This is a genomic window from Planotetraspora kaengkrachanensis (genome assembly GCF_016862895.1).
Classification (GTDB): domain Bacteria; phylum Actinomycetota; class Actinomycetes; order Streptosporangiales; family Streptosporangiaceae; genus Planotetraspora; species Planotetraspora kaengkrachanensis.
Genome location: NZ_BONV01000006.1, coordinates 271,736 through 290,156, shown reverse-complemented (window position 1 = coordinate 290,156; position 18,421 = coordinate 271,736). Strand labels below are relative to the sequence as shown.

Annotated in this window: 14 protein-coding genes and 1 pseudogene; 8 read left to right on the top strand and 7 right to left on the bottom strand. The window is 70.4% G+C overall.

The window, feature by feature from the left end:
• A pseudogene (locus tag Pka01_RS11135) lies at positions 1 to 1,149 on the top strand (hypothetical protein); the annotation flags it as partial.
• Positions 1,150 to 1,158: 9 nt separating this feature from the next.
• Here Pka01_RS11135 and Pka01_RS11130 read toward each other — a convergent pair.
• From Pka01_RS11130 to Pka01_RS11120, 3 genes are all read right to left on the bottom strand, one after another.
• Positions 1,159 to 2,577, bottom strand: coding sequence for an MFS transporter (locus Pka01_RS11130; RefSeq protein ID WP_203882582.1), 1,419 nt, complete (start codon positions 2,575 to 2,577; stop codon positions 1,159 to 1,161).
• A complete protein-coding gene (locus Pka01_RS11125; protein WP_203882581.1) occupies positions 2,570 to 3,016 on the bottom strand; it encodes a MarR family winged helix-turn-helix transcriptional regulator in 447 nt (148 codons plus the stop codon). The genes Pka01_RS11130 and Pka01_RS11125 overlap by 8 nt, the downstream gene beginning before the upstream one ends.
• 190 nt (positions 3,017 to 3,206) lie before the next feature.
• Positions 3,207 to 4,742: a serine/threonine-protein kinase gene (locus tag Pka01_RS11120; RefSeq protein WP_239114892.1), complete on the bottom strand. Its 1,536-nt coding sequence runs from the start codon at positions 4,740 to 4,742 to the stop codon at positions 3,207 to 3,209.
• Between the two features lie 210 nt (positions 4,743 to 4,952).
• Here Pka01_RS11120 and Pka01_RS11115 point away from each other — a divergent pair, with 210 nt between their 5' ends.
• The gene (locus Pka01_RS11115) at positions 4,953 to 5,255 is read left to right on the top strand and encodes a DUF1905 domain-containing protein (RefSeq protein WP_203882579.1); all 303 of its coding nucleotides are present in this window, start codon (positions 4,953 to 4,955) and stop codon (positions 5,253 to 5,255) included.
• A 37-nt stretch (positions 5,256 to 5,292) separates the two neighbouring features.
• On the opposite strand, the gene ltaE is transcribed toward Pka01_RS11115, so the two are convergent.
• Positions 5,293 to 6,297 carry a low-specificity L-threonine aldolase gene (gene ltaE / locus Pka01_RS11110; RefSeq protein ID WP_203882578.1) on the bottom strand — a complete coding sequence of 335 codons (1,005 nt, stop codon included), beginning with the start codon at positions 6,295 to 6,297 and terminating at the stop codon, positions 5,293 to 5,295.
• A 473-nt stretch (positions 6,298 to 6,770) separates the two neighbouring features.
• On the opposite strand from ltaE, the gene Pka01_RS11105 reads away from it, so the two are divergent.
• From Pka01_RS11105 to Pka01_RS11085, 5 genes are all read left to right on the top strand, one after another.
• A complete protein-coding gene (locus Pka01_RS11105) occupies positions 6,771 to 8,213 on the top strand; it encodes a serine/threonine-protein kinase (RefSeq protein WP_203882577.1) in 1,443 nt (480 codons plus the stop codon).
• Complete coding sequence (locus tag Pka01_RS11100; RefSeq protein WP_203882576.1) at positions 8,171 to 8,470, top strand: spore-associated protein A; 300 nt, start codon at positions 8,171 to 8,173, stop codon at positions 8,468 to 8,470. The genes Pka01_RS11105 and Pka01_RS11100 overlap by 43 nt, the downstream gene beginning before the upstream one ends.
• Before the next feature lie 71 nt (positions 8,471 to 8,541).
• Entirely contained in the window at positions 8,542 to 10,140 is a 1,599-nt protein-coding gene (locus Pka01_RS11095; RefSeq protein ID WP_203882575.1) for a GMC family oxidoreductase, read from the top strand.
• A gap of 125 nt (positions 10,141 to 10,265) precedes the next feature.
• Positions 10,266 to 12,539 (top strand): NACHT domain-containing protein, encoded by a 2,274-nt coding sequence (locus tag Pka01_RS11090; RefSeq protein ID WP_203882574.1) that lies wholly within the window; start codon positions 10,266 to 10,268, stop codon positions 12,537 to 12,539.
• Positions 12,520 to 13,023: an HIT family protein gene (locus tag Pka01_RS11085; protein ID WP_203882573.1), complete on the top strand. Its 504-nt coding sequence runs from the start codon at positions 12,520 to 12,522 to the stop codon at positions 13,021 to 13,023. The genes Pka01_RS11090 and Pka01_RS11085 overlap by 20 nt, the downstream gene beginning before the upstream one ends.
• Positions 13,024 to 13,187: 164 nt before the next feature.
• On the opposite strand, the gene ligA is transcribed toward Pka01_RS11085, so the two are convergent.
• Complete coding sequence (gene ligA / locus Pka01_RS11080) at positions 13,188 to 15,272, bottom strand: NAD-dependent DNA ligase LigA (RefSeq protein WP_203882572.1); 2,085 nt, start codon at positions 15,270 to 15,272, stop codon at positions 13,188 to 13,190.
• A gap of 314 nt (positions 15,273 to 15,586) precedes the next feature.
• The gene (locus Pka01_RS11075) at positions 15,587 to 16,456 is read right to left on the bottom strand and encodes a LysR family transcriptional regulator (RefSeq protein WP_203882571.1); all 870 of its coding nucleotides are present in this window, start codon (positions 16,454 to 16,456) and stop codon (positions 15,587 to 15,589) included.
• Between the two features lie 155 nt (positions 16,457 to 16,611).
• On the opposite strand from Pka01_RS11075, the gene Pka01_RS11070 reads away from it, so the two are divergent.
• On the top strand, positions 16,612 to 17,478 hold the full coding sequence (locus Pka01_RS11070) for an NAD-dependent epimerase/dehydratase family protein (protein ID WP_203882570.1): 867 nt from the start codon (positions 16,612 to 16,614) through the stop codon (positions 17,476 to 17,478).
• Between the two features lie 14 nt (positions 17,479 to 17,492).
• Here the strand turns inward: Pka01_RS11070 and Pka01_RS11065 are convergent, their stop codons facing one another.
• Positions 17,493 to 18,407: a cyclase family protein gene (locus Pka01_RS11065; protein WP_308442231.1), complete on the bottom strand. Its 915-nt coding sequence runs from the start codon at positions 18,405 to 18,407 to the stop codon at positions 17,493 to 17,495.
• Between the last annotated feature and the right edge of the window lie 14 nt (positions 18,408 to 18,421).

Below are 18,421 nucleotides of genomic sequence, written 5' to 3'. Positions count from 1 at the left end.
CCCTTCCTGCACGCGACGTTCGGTGAGTTCCTCGTCGCCCGGCTGATCATGCGCGAACTCGCCGATCTTGCCACCATCGCGGTGACCCGCAGCAGGCACACCACGGATGACGGCTTCCTACGGGCTCTCCTTTCTTTCGCACCCCTGACGATCCGCGGCCAAATCATCGAATTCCTCGCCACCCTCACGCGGCGGCTCTCCCGCGACCAGCGACTGCTGCTCCGCGACCTGCTGCTCACCGCCTTCAGCAGCGCCCTCGACCCGAACCGGGACACCGCCCACGACTCCTATCAGCCCGCCCGCCTCAACGCCCCGGCCCGGCATGCCGCCTACTCCGCGAACCTGCTCCTTCTGATCGCACTGATCGGCGGCCCAGTCGCCGGACACGAACTGTTCCCCCACTCGCCCCTTCCAGCGGCCGAGTGGCGACGCCACGCCCTGCTGTGGAGATCGCAGTTCGTCGCGGAAGCCTGGCGGAACCTCGCTCACGTCCTGACCCTCGATCGGACCTGGCACGACAACGAGCGCGATGTCTCCATCAGCCTGACCGAAGATGAGCCTCGAGCAGCTCCCGAACTCGACGCCTTCTGGATCTTCCATTTCCCACCTGATGACGCCAGAAGACAGTGGCTGGGCTGGCGTCAGGTCGACACGCAACACCTGATCAGGGAGAGCCACTTCACCTGCGATCTGGCCGGGGACATCGCCTGGCACGCCCTCGCGCCCATCACTCGCGAGATGGACGACGCGGACAGACGTGACCTCAACGACGTGGAGGCAACGACCGCCTTTGCCACCCTTTCCGCAGATCAGGCGCTCTCCGTCACCAATGCCATCACCAGACTGTGGATCGCCTCCAGCCGCCCTACCGGGGGCGTCGACCTCCAGCAGGCGTACGAGGACTGCCTGTCGGTCATCCAGCGGAGTCGCCCGGATGAGGACACGGTGAGTCGCGACGCCTACCTGGCTCGCGTCCTGCGGCAGATCGCCGCCGATCGTGAACGACTCACACCCGACTTCCGGGCCAGAACGCTGAATCTTTTCAAGGAAACCATCCTCAACGAATCCCAGCTATCCGATCTGCCCCTCGTACGGCACTGGGCGTCGCAGGCATTCGCAGACATCGGTTGGCGGCCCGCGGCTGAGTGAAACGGTCGGCTATGCCGTTCGAGTGGGTTCGGCCGGGCCGGCGGACAGGTGTCGCAGGCTGCGGTCGAAGACGGTGATGAGGAGGTAGAGGACTCCGGCTCCGAGCATGATCCAGGCGAGGTGGTGCATGCCGGGGGTGCCGGCGTGCTGCCCGAAGGAAGCGGCGGTCGCGGAGGACGCGACCATCGAGCCCAGGTAGGCGAAGGTACGCAGCAGGCCGGCGGAGGATCCGGTGCGCTGGGGATCCGACTGGAAGTAGACGGAGTTCTGCAGGGCCAGGCTGTTGGATCCCTGCGGCACGCCGAAGACGACGGCGACGACGACCAGCATCCACAGCGGGCTGCCCGCGGAGAGGGTCAGCATCAGTGCGCAGGCCGCGATCTGACCGACACCGCCGACCAGGAGCTTTCCGAAGACTCCGTTGCGCCGGCCGACCGTGACGGAGACGGCGATCCCCACGAGGAACATCGGGATCTGGACGAGCCCGGCATGGAGGGGCGAGAGGCCGTAGCCCTCCTCCGTCCACTGGGTGAAGCCGTAGAGGAAGGCGTAGGAGACGACGTAGGCCACCAGCGCCCGCCCGTAGGTGGCCAGCAGCGGGGCGTTGCCGGCGAGCACCCTCAGGTCGATGAACGGCGTCTTGGCGCGCAACTCCCGCACCGTGAAGCAGGCTCCGGCGGCGACGGTGATGACCGGCAGGTACCAGGCGCCGGCGTGCAGATTCATCAGGAACATCAGCAGCGAGAACAGCATCGCCGCGAACAGGCCCATGCCCGGCAGGTCGATCTGCGCGACCGAACTCCGGGCCGCGGCCCCGGTGTGCGGCTGTCTGGGCAGCCGCAGCACGCCGAGGGCGACCGCGACCGCGGCCAGGGGGATGTTGAGCGCGAAGGTGGAACGCCATCCGCCCACCCCGATCAGCAGGCCGCCGAGCAGGGGGCCGATCACGGCGATGGTCTGGTTGGCGACCGCCAGTACGGTCAGCACGCCTGCCGGGCTGTCCTGGCCGGTCCGCTTGGCCTCGCTGCGCAGCAGTGCCATGGCGGCGGGATAGCCGGCGCATGTTCCGAAGCCGAGCAGGACGCGTGCCGCGACCAGAACCCCAAGGTTGGGGGCCAGGGTGCCGACGACGCCGGCGACGCCGACGAGGCTGGTGCTGAGGAGGAAGAGGCGGCGGGGGCCGAAGATGTCGATCAGCCGTCCGACGATCGGCTGGCCGAGGGCGGTGGCCAGGTAGAGGGCGGAGACCAGCCACGCGGTCTGCGACGGCGGCGCCCCGAACGCGGCCCCGATGGGGACGAGCGCGACGGCGACGATGGTGGAGTTGATCGGGTTCAGAATCGAGCCCAGCACCATCGGGGGGACGAGCCGTCGGTCGAAGCCTGCCTTCCCGGTGTCATCCGGCGCCGCGGTCGTCTGGTCAGTCATGGACGAGCCGCTCCAGTACGGCCATGGCCGCGATCACGGTCTGCCGTTCTTCTTCTGTGCACTTCTCCTGCAGCTCGGCGGCCAGCCATTCGCCGCGGGCCTGCCTGCCCGCCTCGGCGCGCCGGCGTCCCTCGGCGGTGAGGACGATCAGCAGGCGGCGGCCGTCGCCGGGGTCGCGGCGCCGTTCGACCAGGGCCCGCCCGGCCAGAGCGGCGACGGTGGTGGCCATCGACTGGTGCCGCATGCCCTCGAGGGCGGCGAGATCGCTCGTCGTGAGCCCCTCGTTGTCAATCAGGCGCGCGAGCACCGTCGCCTGGGTGAGGCTGATGTCCTCGGTGCCTCCGGCGGCGCGGATGCGGCGCCGCAGTCGCCCGATGACGGCCCGCACCTCCTGCGACGCGCGGACGGCCGAAGGCGACGGCCCACGGTGTTCGTTCATGGTCCCACCCTGAAGACATCGACAAGGTTGTTCAGCTTACCTGCACAGTTAAACTGAACAACTGCGGGGTGGGCGTGCGGAGCCGGCGCTCCGGGATTCCGGGGTATCGGTCAGCGGCAGGACGGCCGAGGCGAGGCGAACCCGGCCCGCAGAACGAGGCACGCCGCGTCCGCGGGGGGACCCGGCCGTGTCAGCGAAGGAGTAATCCCTTGACCTTGCCGGACAGGCTCAGGCCTGGCTGCCATTCCAGAGTGAACGGCTTGCTGAGATCGTCGGGCATCGGGAAGACCGCGTGGTCGGTGAATTTCTTGCCGGCCTTCACCGTCCAGTCCTTCCGGTGCGGATGGGCGGAACAGAAGGTCTCCTTCGACGGGACGGCCTGGCCACTGGCGAGCATGATCACACTGGCGGTGGGAAGTTCGTCCTTACAGGTGAGCTGTCGCGTCCGTCCCCTCGGGCGGTAGTCGACGTACGCCGTCAGAGTGTCCTTGCCCACCTGGAAGTAGTTCAGGACGAGAATCCATTCGCTCCCGGTGTAGAACTGCCGGTTGATGCGATACCGGCCGGGAGCCGGCTTCTTGGTGTCCGCCGGAGTCGTCTTGACCGCGGACGCGGACGCGGACGGGCCGGCGCCGGCTGCCGCCTTCTGCTGCTGCGGAGCGGCCGAATTCGTCGCCGCGGCCTTGGCCTCCGGCTCCTGGGCGTTCCGCACCATGGCGACGACGCCGGCCGCGAGCACGACGCCGGCGACGACCCCGGCGATCGCGAGGCGGCGTGCCCACGACTGCCGGGGCGGAACCGGCGTCTCCGACGGCTCGGTGGAGATGTCCAAGGGCGCGGTGTACATGTCCAGGCGGGGAACCAGCGTCGCCGGCAGCCAGTCGACCGTCGCGTCCGTGTCGGTCATCATCATGGTCTGGATGACCTGCGCGACCGAGGGGCGGTCCTCCGCGTCCTTGGCCAGGCACCGGCTCACCAGCGACAGGATCGGCTCCGGGCAGTCCGTGAGCGTGGGCTCCTCGTGCACGATCCGGTAGAGCAGCGTGGCGTCCGGGCCCTCCCCGAAAGGAGTACGGCCCGTGGCCGCGAAATAGGCCGTGGAGCCCAGGGCGAAGATGTCGCTGGCGGTGGTCGCCGACTCCCCGCTGGCCTGCTCCGGCGACATGAACCGCGGCGACCCGATCCGCCGTCCGGTACGCGTGAGCGGGGTGCTGTCGGCCGCACGGGCGATTCCGAAGTCGATGACCCGGGGCCCGTCCGGGGCGAGCAGGACGTTGGCGGGCTTGAGGTCGCGGTGCACGATTCCGGCTCGGTGGATGGCCTGCAGGGCCTCGGCGACGCCGGCGACCAGCACGCGCACGGTGTCCACCGGCAACGGCCCGAGTTCGGTCACCGCCTGGGCGAGCGAAGGGCCGGGGATGCAGGCGGTGGCCAGCCACGGCTGCTCCGCCCGGGTGTCGGCGTCGATGACCGGGGCGGTGTAGATGCTCTGCACCCGTTGCGCCGCGTCGATCTCCTGCTGGAAGCGTCGGCGGAACTCGGGGTCCTCCGTGTACTCGGGCCGGATGACCTTGATCGCCAGCCGCCGTCCGCTCTGGGTGCTGCCCAGGTACACCCTGCCCATGCCGCCGGCGCCCAGCCGGGCGAGGACGCGGTAGCCGCCGATCTCACGCGGATCGTCTGCGGCAAGGGGTTGGAACGGCGGATCGGACCATGCCGACTGCAAGTGAACTCCCCATCGCTCGGTAAGAACACGCAGTAACATAATGCGCCATTCACCCACCACTGGAGATCACGAGACGACGACCATTCGCCGGTCGTTCGCCCGTGGGTCACCGGCTCCAGCCGGCCTTTCCGCGCGGCTGCCGGCCGCGCGACGGCGTCCCACCGTGATGGAGGAGACCCGCCTGTCGGACCCCGGTGCCATGATGGCCGCGTGGTGGTCATTTTCGATGCCGAGCTGTGGATATGGGATGCCCGGCGCTCTGACACGTGGACCTTCGTCAGCCTCCCCGCCGAGGCGTCCGAGGAGATCCGCGACCGGGCGGGCGGATCGCGTCGCGGCTTCGGTTCTCTGCGGGTGCGGGTCACGGTCGGCGGGAGCACCTGGAAGACGTCGATATTCCCCGACAGCGCGCACGGCACCTATGCGCTGCCCATCAAGCGTGCCGTCCGCGCCGCCGAAGCCCTCGACGTGGGTGACGTCGCGACCGTGAACGTCGAACTCGTCGACTTGTGACCACCGGGCGCGGCACGGGCCGCGCGGTAACGACGCCCTATCCGGCGAAGTGCTTCTTCACCGCCGACACGAACATGTCGATGTCCGCGCGCGTGAGGTCCATGTGCGTGACGAAGCGTGACGCGTAGAGCATCTGCGTGAGAATGCCCTGCTCTTTGAGCGACGCTTCGAGCGCGGCGCACTGCTCCTGCGGGAACTCCGCGAACACCATGTTGGTCGCCCACGACTGCACGTGGACCTCGTCGATTTCCGCGAGCCCCCGCGCGAGATGCTCGGCGTTCTCATGGTCTTCCGCGAGACGGTCGACGTTGTGCTCGAGGGCGTACAGGCACGCGGCCGCGAGCACTCCGGACTGCCGCATGCCGCCGCCGAGCATCTTGCGCCAGCGGCGCGCGCTCTCGACCACGTCGGCACTGCCGACCAGCACCGAACCGACCGGCGCTCCCAAACCCTTCGAGAAGCAGATCGAGACCGAATCGAACGGTGCGCAGAGCGCCGCGATCGACTGCCCCGAAGCGACGGCGGCGTTGCAGACGCGCGCGCCGTCGAGGTGCGTGCTGAGGCCGCGGCCCTTCGCCAGCGCGACCGCGTCGGCGACGTACCCGGCCGGCAGCACCTTCCCGCCGATCGTGTTCTCGAGAGCGAGCAGGCGCGTGCGTGCGAAGTGATCGTCGATCGGCTTGATCGCGGCGGCGATCTCGTCGAGCGGCAGGGAGCCGTCAGCGGCGTTCGTGATCGGCTGCGGCTGAATGCTGCCGAGCACGGCCGCGCCGCCGCCCTCGTTCCGGTACGTGTGCGCCGACTGGCCGACGATGTATTCGTCGCCCCGGCCGCAATGCGCCATCAGCGCGGCGAGGTTGCTCTGCGTGCCGCTCGGGAAGAACAGACCAGCCTCCTTGCCGGCGCGTTCCGCCACCGTCGCCTGCAGGCGCAGGACCGTGGGGTCGTCGCCCCAGACGTCGTCGCCCACTTCGGCCGCCGCCATCGCCGCCAGCATCGCCTGACTCGGACGGGTGACGGTGTCGCTACGCAAATCGATCATGTCGATCCTCTTCCCGTGAACAACGCCGAGGGCCCGCAGCCGTTCGCAGCGCCCGTGCGCCCAGATGACGGGATCACAGGAGTGTAGTGCGATCCGACAATGCATCTCTAAGCGGGTCATACCAGGTCAATCCCTGACGGGCCCTCGACTGTCGAGAGTTCACCGGCTCCGTTCGGGTACCGCGTCGCGCCCGTGACCGCTCATGAGTCCGGAGACATGCGCAGGACCACCGCGCCTGATGACGGCGCATGATCACGGCGCATGATCACGGCGGAGGTTCGCGCAGGTCAGCCCGGTCGCGAGCGAACCTGTGCATGATCACGCGGAACGGCGGTGCAGGCCAGGGCATGCGCGGGCGAACCTGTGCATGATCACCACAAGGGTTGGGGGGGCTTGGTGATCTACGCATCCCCTGCCTCGCTGGTACTGTTCTCCCTCACAAGTCGTGCTAAATCCGCTTTCGGGGAGTCGGTGTGGCGCAGGCCCTCACGGTCGATGACCCGCGCCGCCTCGGCGACTTCGAGATCGTGGCGCGCATCGGAGAAGGCGCCCAGGGCGCCGTGTACCTCGGCCGATCACCCTCAGGCGAGCAGGTCGCGATCAAGCTGCTGCACGCCCGGCTTTCCAGCGATCCCGAGGCCCGCGCCAGGTTCCTGCGCGAGGTCTCGGTCGCCCTGCGGGTCGCCCGGTTCTGCACCGCCCCCATCCTGCACGCCGACCTCGAGGGCAACCAGCCCTACATCGTCAGCGAGTACGTCCCAGGTCCGTCGCTGCGCGAACTCGTGCAGCGCGAGGGACCGCGCCGGGGAGCCTCACTCGACCGCCTGGCGATCAGCACGGTCACCGCTCTGGCCGCGATCCACCGGGCGGGTGTCCTGCACCGCGACTTCAAGCCCGCCAACGTGCTGATGGGCCCGGAGGGTCCGGTCGTCATCGACTTCGGCATCGCCAAGGCGCTGGACACGCCCGGCACGACGGCCACCGGCGACACCCTCGGCACGCCCTCGTACCTGGCTCCCGAGCAGGTCCACGGGTCGAACGTGACGCCCGCCGCGGACATGTTCGCCTGGGGCATCACCATGGTGTTCGCCGCCACGGGGACTCCCGCCTTCGGCTCGGACACCATCCCCGCGGTGATTCAGCGGATCCTCAACGAGCAGCCCGATCTCACCGCCCTGGACTCGCCGCTGCGTGACGTGGTCGCCGCGTGCCTGTCCAAGGATCCCGCCCGCCGTCCCTCGGCCGAGGACGTGGCGGCCTACCTGATGGGCGGGCAGCCGGCCGGAGCGGGCGGCCGGTGGGGCGGCGAAGACCACCGGAACGCTCCTGCGCCGCGAAGCGGTCGAGCGGTCGACGACACGCAGGGCGGCGGGCATCACGGGAACGGACACGCCGCCGACCAGACCCAGGTGGGCAAAGGCAGGCAGCGGCGCGGCGTCACACTGGCGGTCTCGGCGGTGGTCGCCGGCACGGCCCTGGTCGTCGGCACCCTGGCGCTCGCGAAGTCGTCCGACGAGCCCGGCGGATCCACCGCCGTCGCGCAGCAGGCGGAAACCGTGGACGCGTCCGGCGGCGACCAGGCCGCGGACGACGGTCAGGCAGGCGCGTCGACACGCCCCTCAGGCGGCCAGGCCGGTGACGGTTCGGCGGGCAAGACCTCCGCGGACGACGCCTCCGCGGGCAAGGGTCAGAAGGGGGCCGGCACCTCCGCTCACACACCCGCGGCGTCGGCCTCCCGGTCCGCCCCCGCCAGTGCCGCACCGCCTCCGGCGGACCCCGCACAGCCGCCTTCGTCGTCCACCCCGTCGGCGCCCCGCCGACTTCCGCCCCTCCCGCGACTCCCCCAAAGCCGAACCCGTACACGGCGGCTCAGGTGTGCGGGTCCGGGTACGGAGTCGTCGACTCGCACGCCCTGAACGGCGCCACCGTCTACCTGCTCTACAACAACGGGTCGGGCAAGAACTGTGTGGTGACGATGTCGAAGTACGTCATCACCCAGAAGATCAAGATGAGTGCCGTCCTGCAGGTTCAGGGCGGCTCCAGCGGCAACGACGCGGGCGACTACACCGCCTACGCGGGCCCGGTCCGGTTGGCGGCCCCGGGCACCTGCGTGATCTGGGGCGGCGGGTACGGCTCGGCCAGCTGGAAGAGCGGCTGGTCCCACTGCGGTTAGGTCCCGCATCCGGGCACGGCCCAGCAGAGCCGTATTGACGGATATATCAAGACATCGATATATCCACTTACATGATCGATTACGTGATCGTCGGGGCGGGGTCGGCCGGATGCGTGCTGGCCAACCGGTTGTCGGAGGATCCGAAGGTCACGGTGCTGCTGCTCGAGGCGGGTGGCTCCGATCGCAACCCCCTCTACGGGATTCCGAAGGGGTTCGGGAAGCTCTTCGACGATCCGGCGAAGGTCTGGCACTATCCGACGCTCCCGTTCGGCCCGAGCGCCGCATCCGAGATCTGGCCCCGCGGAAGGGTCCTCGGCGGATCCAGTTCGATCAACGGAATGGTGTACAACCGGGGCGGGCAGGCCGACTACGACGAACTCGTACGGCTGGGCAATCCGGGCTGGGGCTGGGACACCATCCTGCCGATCTTCCGCACCATCGAGGACAACGCGCTCGGCGCGACGGAGACCCGCGGTGTGGGCGGGCCCCTGCACGTGTCCCTCCCCCGCGATCCTGATCCGCTGTGCGAGGAGATGATCGCCTCAGGCGCCGCACTCGGCCTGACCGCCATGGCTGACGTCAACGAGTCCGACGGCGAGCGCATCGGCCACGCGATGGCGACCATCAAGGACGGCCGGAGATTCAGCGCGGCCAGAGCGTTCCTGCACCCCGTCCGCGGCCGGGGCAATCTCACCGTCGTGACGGGCGCCCTCGCGACGGAGCTGCTCTTCGAGGGCGACAAGTGCATCGGCGTACGGGCGCGCGACGCCAGAGGCGGCCTGACGGACTACCTGGCCCGCCGCGAGGTCGTCCTGTCCCTCGGGAGCCTCGCCACGCCCAAACTGCTGCAGTCATCCGGAATCGGGCCGTCCGACGTGTTGCGCTCCGCCGGAGTCGAGCTGCGTCTGGAACGGGCGGCGGTGGGCGCGCACATGCGTGAGCACCGATGCCTGGCGCTGAAGTTCCGCCTCAAGGAGAACCTCGGCTACAACAGACTGCTCTCCACACCCGGCCGGCAGGGCGTGACCGCCCTGAAGTACCTGCTGAACAGGAAGGGCCCACTCGCCGCCCCCGCGTACGACGTGATCGCCTTCCTCAAGTCCCGTCCGGAGCTCGACCGCCCGGACGCCCAGCTGCTCATGGGACCGTGGTCGGTCTCGACGTACAAGGCGGGTGAGACGGTCGCGGTCGAGAAGGAGCCCGGGTTGTCGGTGGTCGCCGAAGTGCTCCGCCCGACGTCGGAAGGCAGCGTGGCCATCACGTCGGCCGATCCGGACGCTCCGCTGCGGGTCGACCCCGGCTACTTCGCGTCCGACCACGACCGCCGCGTGGGCGTCGACCTCTTCCACCGGATGCGCGAGTTCTTCGCACAGGAACCGATCGCCTCGCGGCTCATGTACGAGACGTTCCCCGGCCTCGAGGTTCAGTCCGACGAGGACGTCGTCGACGCCGCGCTCGACGGAGGCTACTGCGGCTACCACGCGATCGGGACGTGCGCGATGGGCCCGGACGACGGCCATGTGGTCGACTCACGGTTGCGCGTGAGAGGCGTCGACGGTCTCCGGGTGGTGGACTGCTCGGTCCTGCCGACCATGGTGTCGGGCAACCTGAACGGCCCCATCATGGCGATGGCCTGGCACGCCGCGGACCTCATCCTCGACAGGGCCTGACGCCGACCGGCCAGGACGACGCGCTGCCGGTCTTGCGTGGATCGAGCACTTGATCCGGCAACAGGTTCGCTGTCCTAATGCGGCCAAATTCCGTCGTCCATCATCATCGCTGTCACCATGTGGGAATGAGAGGCCTGCCCGGGTGGCGACGCGTCGCGATCCCGGTCGCGGTCGTGGCCGTCATCCTCGGCATCAGCTACGCGCTGGCCGAGCTGTCCGAGTCGGACAAGGCCGCCAACTGGGCACAACTCGCCAGTGTCGCCCTCGGCGTGCTGGCGCTCATCCCCCCGGTGGTCGGCACCTGGCGGGAGCGGCGGCCGGGCAGGACCAGCACCCCCGACCAGGTCGACCGGGCCGAACAGGCGCTGCGGGTCCTCGTGCGCGCGCAGTGGCGTGAGGAGATCCTCATCCGGGAGCTCGACGAGCCGTCGCCGCTGCCGGTCCGCTGGCGCATCTCCGGCCTCGACGTCATGGACCAGGACGACCGGATCGACCGGCCGAGGTTCCTGCGATCGTGGTTCGGACTCGGCCGGGTGCGGTTCGACGGGCGCACCGACCGCATGCCGGAGATGGCGGGCCGCTTCCGCAAGCTCGCGCGGCGGCGCCTGGTGATCCTGGGCGAGCCGGGGATGGGCAAGACCACATTGGCCGTCCTGCTGCTCAGGGAACTCCTGGAGGATCCCCAGCCCGGCGACCCCGTCCCCGTGCTGCTGTCGATGTCGGGCTGGGATCCCGAAGCCGAGTCCGTGCACAGGTGGCTCGTCCGGCGGCTGCGGGAGAACTATTCCGCGCTGCGGGCCCCCGACTTCGGGCCGGACGCCGCGCGCGGCCTCGTCGCGCACCGCCGCATCCTGCCGGTCCTCGACGGCCTCGACGAACTGCCCGTGCGGATCCAGCCCCGGGTGATCGCCGCCCTTAACGCGGCTCCGACCACCGAGGCGGTGATCCTCACCTGCCGCACGACGGAGTACCTGGACGCCGTCAGCCTCCCCGGCGGCGACATGCTCGCCGGCGGGGCCGTCATCGAGCCGCGCCCCGTCAAGAACGCCGACGTGATCGCGTACGTCCGCAACCGCCTGGCGCCCCGTCAGGCGGCCGCGTGGACGGGTCTGCTGTCCACCATCAAGAACGACCCGGACGGGCCGGTCTCCGGCGCCCTGTCCACGCCGCTGTCCCTGTGGTTGTTGTGCAAGGTCTACATCGAGACCCACACGGACCCCGCCCCGTTGTGCGACCCCGCGCGCTTTCCGACGGCGGCCTCCGTCACCGACCACCTTCTCGACAACCTCGTACAGGCCACCTTCGCGGCGACCCCGCCGGAGCACGACCCCGCCGACCCCCACGACCACGACCATCCGTTCCGGCCGCACCGCGCGTGGAGCCCCGAGGACGCCAGGCGCTGGTTGTCCTTCCTCGCCCACCACATGTCCGCGACCGGCACCCGGGACTTCCGCTGGTGGCACCTGCACCGCGCCGTGTCCAGGCGCTTGAGCATCCTGGTCGGCGGTGTGACCGTGGGACTCACCGTGGGACTCACGGTCGGGCTGACCAGCGACGTCATCGTGGCGCTGCGGAGCCCGCACGAGGGCAGCCTCTGGGACGCGCTCCTGTTCGGCCTCGCGGGAGGACCCGTAGGCGGGCTGGTGGGCGGTCTGGTCGGCGGGTTCATCCTCGAGCGGCTGAAGGGTTCCACGCTCGAGCCGGCCTATGCGAACCTGCGGCTTGGCGGCCACCTCCAGCGGCTCGCCGGGCAGCTGGCGCTGGGGCTGGTGCTCGTGCTCCCCGTGGGCATGCTCGCCGCCTTCGCGCTGTGGCGCGTCGCGGGGATCAGCTCGGCGGCCGGGGACTTCGTCCTCTTCGGCCTGGTCGTCGGCACCGTTGGGGGTCTCACGCTCGGGCTCAACCGGTGGGTGACGACCCCGCTGACGAGCGATCGCCCGCAGGCGCCGCTGATCACGCTGCGGCGCGACCTCCAACTGGTGTACGGACGGTCGCTGACCTTCGGGCTGGCGCTCGGACTCGCCTTCGGAATCGCCGGAACGCTGGTGAACGGGTTCTCCGGCCTGCTGCGGGGAGTCGAGGCCGGGGTCGCCTTCGGGATCGCGGGCGGCGTGGTCTTCACGCTCACCTTCGGCTTCACCGGCGCCAGCTCCATCTACATCGTCGCCGTGTCGATGCTGCGCCTGCGCGGCCGTACGCCGCGGCGGCTGATGAGCTTCCTCGAGGACGCCCACCGGACGGGCCTGCTCCGCCAGGCGGGCCCGGTCTACCAGTTCCGCCATGCCAAGCTCCAGGATCGCCTCGCACAGCTCCACCAGCGGTACGCCCCGGAGGGGGACGCCGCGGCCCGCCGTACGACACCCGGGAGGTCGAAAGGTCATGAACGATTCGGTTTCTGATCGGCGAGCGCCGTTCGACGTGACCGGCTACGAGCTGCGCGCCCGCCAGGGCCCGTGCTTCGTCTGCTCCCTCGTGGGCGGCGACCCCGGTTACCGGCACGAGGTGGTCTTCGAAGACGAGCGGCACATCGCCTTCCTCGACCGCCATCCCACGATGGTGGGCAGGACGCTGGTCGCGCCCAAGGCGCACATCGAGCACGCCGTCCGTGATCTCGACGAGGGGGACTACCTCTCGTTGATGGCGCTCGTCCGCCGCGTCGCCCTCGCGGTCGAGGCGAGCGTCCCCACCGAGCGCACCTACCTGCTGTCGCTCGGCAGCCGTCAGGGCAACGCCCACCTGCACTGGCACGTCGCGCCGCTGCCCCCGGGCGTCCCGTACGGCAGGCAGCAGCACTACGCGCTGATGACCGAGAACGGAGTCGTCACGCAGACACCCGAAGAGGCCGCCGAGGTGGCCGATCGCATCCGCGCACACCTGGAGTGAACGACGGACGGGCTGGTCGGCGCATCACGCCAGGCCGCCGGCCACGCGACCGCCCTCTCGCCGCCGTCGCCGGCATGGCCCGCCGCCTCACCCGAGAAAACCGCCCAACACCAAGCACGCTACATCTGCGCCTGAACCTAGCCGCAAACGATCTTCTCAAACACTCACTCAGCCAGGAAGGCGGCCACCTGGGCGGCGAAGTCGTCGGAGGTGACGATCGGCACGCCGAGCGTTTCGGCCTTGGCCCGCTTGGAGCCCGCGTTCTCCCCCGCCACCAGCAGACTGGTCTTGGCCGAGACGCTGGAGGAGGCGCGGCCGCCGGCTCGCTCGATGAGCTCGTTCATCTCGTTACGCGACAACGCCGCCAGCTTCCCGGTCATCGCACCGGTGACCACGATGGACATGCCTGTGAGAGGCAGGTGAGTGCCGGTGTCCGCGACGGCGGCCTGGTCGTCCGGTGCGGGGGGCGCGACCCCCGGCTCCGTCATGTTCACCCCCGCCATGACCAGCTTGTCGATCAGCGGCGCGACCTCGATCAGCTCGGCCACCACGACCGGTGCCTTCTCCGGGCCGATGCCCTCCACCTGCTGGATCGCCTCGGCGTCGGCGGCGCGGATGGCGTCCATCGTGGCGAAGTGCCGGGCGATGCGGCGGCTCATGGAACGGCCGGTGCCACGCACGCCCAGCGCGCAGAACACCCTGCTCAGCGACTGGCCCTTGGCTCGCTCGAGCGCCGCCAGCAGGTTGTCTGTGCTGGTCTCCCCCATCCGCTCCAGCCCGAGCAGTTGCTCGCGGGTCAGGAAGAACAGGTCGGCGAAGTCGGCGATCAGCCCCGTGTCCAGCAGTTGCTGGATGCGGTTCTCCGCCAGGCCCTCGATGTCGAGCTGGTCGCGGCTGACGGCGTACGTGATCGAGGCGATCGCCCGGCACCCACGGCCGCGCACACACCGCCATCGCTCCTGGCTGGTATCGATGGCATCGCCGCAGGACGGGCAGACCGCCGGGATCGCGATCGGCCGCTCGTCGCCGGTGCGCATGTGCACCACGGGCGACTCCACCCGCGGGATGACGTCGCCCGCCTTGTAGACGGTCACCCTGTCGCCCAGCATCAGGCCGCGCCGGGTGATGTCGGCGACGTTGTGCAAGGTGGCGTAGGTGACGATGCTGCCGTCCAGCTCGACCGGCTCCAGCACCGCGCGCGGGGCGATGACACCGGTGCGGCCGGTGTTCCACTCCACGGCGAGCAAGCGAGTGATCTTCTCGACCGGCGGCAGCTTGAATGCCACGGCCCACCGGGGCGCACGAGAGCTGAACCCCGCCTGTGCCTGATCAGCGGCCAGATCGCACTTGATCACGATGCCGTCGATGCCGAACGGCAGCTCGGCACGGATCGCGGCGATTTCCCTGACGCGCTCCTGCACGCGCTCCAGCGTCTCGGCCACGATGCCGGCTACAGGCGTTGCGGCCGTGGTCTGCACACCCTGCGCGGCCACCCAGTCCATGATCTGGCTGTGCGGCAGCTCGCGCAGGCCAACGGCGAGGTCGGAGTCGTCGTCAGGCGGCGGCAGGACGCCGTAGCCGATGAAGGTCAGCTCGCACACGTACGGACGGTCCTGTGCCCGCAACGTGCCCGCGGCTGCGCTGCGCGGGTTGGCGAACGTGGTGCCGTCGTGCGCCTGCCGCTTGGCACACGCCTGCTCGAACTGGAAGGCCGTCATCATCACCTCGCCGCGCAGCTCCACCGTGACCGGCTCGGCCAGCCGGTCGGGCAGGCCGACGATGGTGCCCATGGCGTGGGAGACGTCCTCGCCCGCCGTGCCGTCACCCCGTGTGATCAACTGCGTCAGGCGGCCGTGCCGGTAGCGGGCGGAGATCGCCAGCCCGTCGAGCTTGGGCTCTACGCTCCACACCGTGACGGGCCTGCCGAGCCTGCGCTCCAGCCCGGCCGCCCAGTCGGTGAGCTGCTCGGCGCCGAACACGTTGTCCAGGCTGAGCATGGGCACGGTGTGCGGCACGTCGCCCACCACGGCCCCGCCGGCCACCTTGCCGGTCGGTGACGAGGGAAGCACCGACTCGGGGTGCGCCTCTTCGTAGGCCTGGATGCCGCGGACCAGCCGGTCGTAGGCGTCGTCGTCGAGCGTGGAGGTGCCGTCGGCGTAATAGGCCGCTGACGAGTCGACGGCGATCTGGACGGCTTCGGCGTAGGCCGTGGCGTCGGCCAGGGTGGCGATGGGGGGCGCGTCGGTCATGGATTCATCCTGCCTGTCGCCACTGACATTTCTACGCCTCAGATGGCCGCCTGAGCTGGGGCGGCAGCCTCCCCTGCCTGGCGGCCGATCCCCTGCTCGGACGCCCCTTGGCCTTCCTGGCTCGCCATGCCGGACCTACCAGAACCCGCAGCAGATCAAGGTGCCGGTCTCCGGGGGCAGCCGCGTTCGGCTCCAGGTGACGATGGTCCGCAGCAGCGAGGAGATCACCTACGACGGCTTCGTACGCGTCGCGTGGGCGTCTGCGGCGTTCGCATGACGCGACGCCCGTCGGCACACGCACGCGCGACTGACGGTCAGCGCATCGTGACGGCCAGGGCGGCGAACCCGGCGATGAGCGGGTCGCGACGGGCCGCCACCCAGGCGAGCGCCACCTGACCCGGCGGGATGTCGGCGATCGGCACGTAGGCCACGTCGGGCCGCTGGTAGTAGGTCGCGGTCGACTCCGGCAGGATGCTGATGCCGCGCCCCGCGGCGACGTGCTCGAGCTTCTCCTCCACGCTGCGCATCTCCGGAGGCGGTGTCTCCCGGCGTCCGCGTGTCTCCCTGGCCACCTGGCCCCACTCGGGCACCGTGTCGGGATGTTGCAGCAGGTGCTCGTCGGCGAGATCGGCGATGTTCACCGATGTACGGCCGGCGAGCCGATGCCCGGTGCCGACGACGGCCATCCGCCGTTCGCTGAAGAGGGGGCGCACCTCGAGCCCGGCGGCGTCGATCGGCAGCCGCACGTAGCCGACGTCAGCCCGGCCGTCGTGCAACACGCTCACCTGGTCGTTCCAGCTGGTGCGCAGCACCTCGACCGTGAGCCCGGGATGCGCGTCCCCGAACGCCCTGACCGGCCCCGTGACGGTGAGGCCCGGCATGAAGCCGACCGTGAAGGTGCCCGCGGCACTGGCGGCCTGGGCGACCCGGCGGCGCAGCGCCTCCGCTCCGGCCAGCACCAGTTCGGCGTCGGCGACCAACTGCTCCCCCGCCGGCGTCAGCCTCGTGCGACGCTTGTCGCGGACGAACAACTGCGCGTCCAGCTCTCTCTCGAGCGCCTGGATCTGCCGCGACAGGACGGGCTGGGCGATGTGCAGCCGTTGCGCGGCCCTTCCGAAGTTCAGCTCCTCCGCCACCGCCACGAAGTAGCGCAGCTTCCGAAGGTCGACGTCCGCATGGGTCATACCTTCAGGGTATTGCGTGATGGAAAAGAGGTCTTGGACGGCCTCTCCCTCCGGGACCAGAGTTGACCTCGTGGAACGCGTCGGCGGACGCGTCCGCGGCGGGGGTCCGGCCGGCCCGCCGATCATCTTCTGGGCATCATCTGAAGGAGCAGGACATGAAGGTCTTCGTGACCGGGGCCTCCGGCTACATCGGCCAGGCCACCATCCGCGCCCTGATCGCGCACGGCCACACCGTAGCGGCGCTGGCCCGCAGCGAGGCCGCGGCGCGCACCGTGGGCGCGCTCGGCGCGGAAGTGGTCCCCGGCGGCCTGGCCGATCTGGACGTGCTGCGGGACGCGGCGGCCGGCGCCGGCGGCGTCATCCACCTCGCCCAGCATGTGGGTGGCGACGTCGTCGAGGTCGATCTTGCGGCGGCCACGGCGATGCAGGACGGCGCAGGCGACCGGCCGTACGTGCACACCGGAGGGGTCTGGGTCTACGGAGACACCCAGGGCCCGGCGGAAGAGGACGCCCCGCCGGCGCCGCCCTCGATCGTCGCCTGGCGGTCGGCCAACGAGAAGCAGGTCCTCGCCCGGGCGGACCTCGGCGGCCGGCCGGTGCTCGTGATGCCGGGCATCGTGTACGGCGGCGGTCGCGGGCTGATCGAGGACTTCTTCGTCCGGCCTGCGAAGGAAAGGGGCGAGGTCCGTTACATCGGGGACGGCGCCAAGCGGTGGGCCCTCGTGCACGTCGACGACATCGCCGAGCTGTACGTGCGCGCGCTCGGCGCCGAGCCGGGCGCGAGGTACAACGGAGTCGGCGCGGAGGCCCCCAGCGTGCTGGAGGTGGCCCAGGCCGTCAGCGAGGCGATCGGTTGTCCAGGGAAGGTCGCCTCGATCACGCTCGCGCAGGCTCGGGACGAGATGGGCCCCATCGCCGACGCCTTCGCCCTTGACCAGCGGTTCACCTCCGCACGGGCCCGCGAGGAGCTCGGCTGGCGCCCCGCTCCGCGCGACGTGCTGAAGGAACTGGCCGGCGCGTAGAGACGGGGGGACGTTCACCGCGGGAGACGCGCGAAGGCGCGGACGGGGATCGTCCCGAAGCCCTCGACGCGCAGCGGCACCGCGGTGAACCTGGCGCCCGTCGGCGGGAGCTGATCGAGACCGGTCAGGTGCTCGACGACGGGAACGCCCGCCGCGAGCAGCAGCGTGTGGGCGGGCCGTTCGAGGTCGGCGGTGTCGTCGATGTTGAGCGCGTCGATCCCGACCAGCGCCGCGCCCCGCTCGACCAGGTGGGCGGCGCCCTCTCGCGTGAGGAAGTGCCGGTCCTCCGCGTAGCCCGGCGTGCCGAACCTGGCGTCGTCACCGGTGTGCAGAAGCACGGCCGCGCCGCGGACGTCCAGGCCTGCCAGCGCCCCCACGCCGATGCCCGCCCGACGGTCCCCCGTCATCCTGACGACCACCGCGGGCAGGTCCACGGTCGCCTCCAGCGGGATCGACGCGAGGTCCGCGCCGTCCGCGTAGCGGTGGTGCGGCGCGTCGAGGTAGGTCCCCGTGTTCCCCACCAGGGTGAGCCTGCCGATGGCGAACTCGGTGCCGGGAGCGTAGAGCTCACGTGAAGCCTCCCGGGTCAGATGGGCGTCGATCTCCGGCGCGGGAAGGCCGGGATAGGTCACCATTCCGGCGCGGACGACATGGCCGAGCTCGACGAACCTGCCGGACGCACCGTCCGGACCGGCCCGGTGATCCGACGGGCCTCCCCTGGTCCCCTTGTGCGGCTCGGCGAAGATCTCGACATCGCGGAGCTCGACCGCGTCGCTCATCAACAGGCCGAGCGAGGCGACGAACAGGGCGGCGATCTCGCCGTCTCCGACGTCCGGGCCGGGCACGTCCACCCGGAAGCCGTGCACGGTCAGGTCGCCGCCGTTGCCGAAGGTGACGGTGGCGTCGAAGGAGGCGCGGTATTCGGTCATGGGGGTCAGACCTA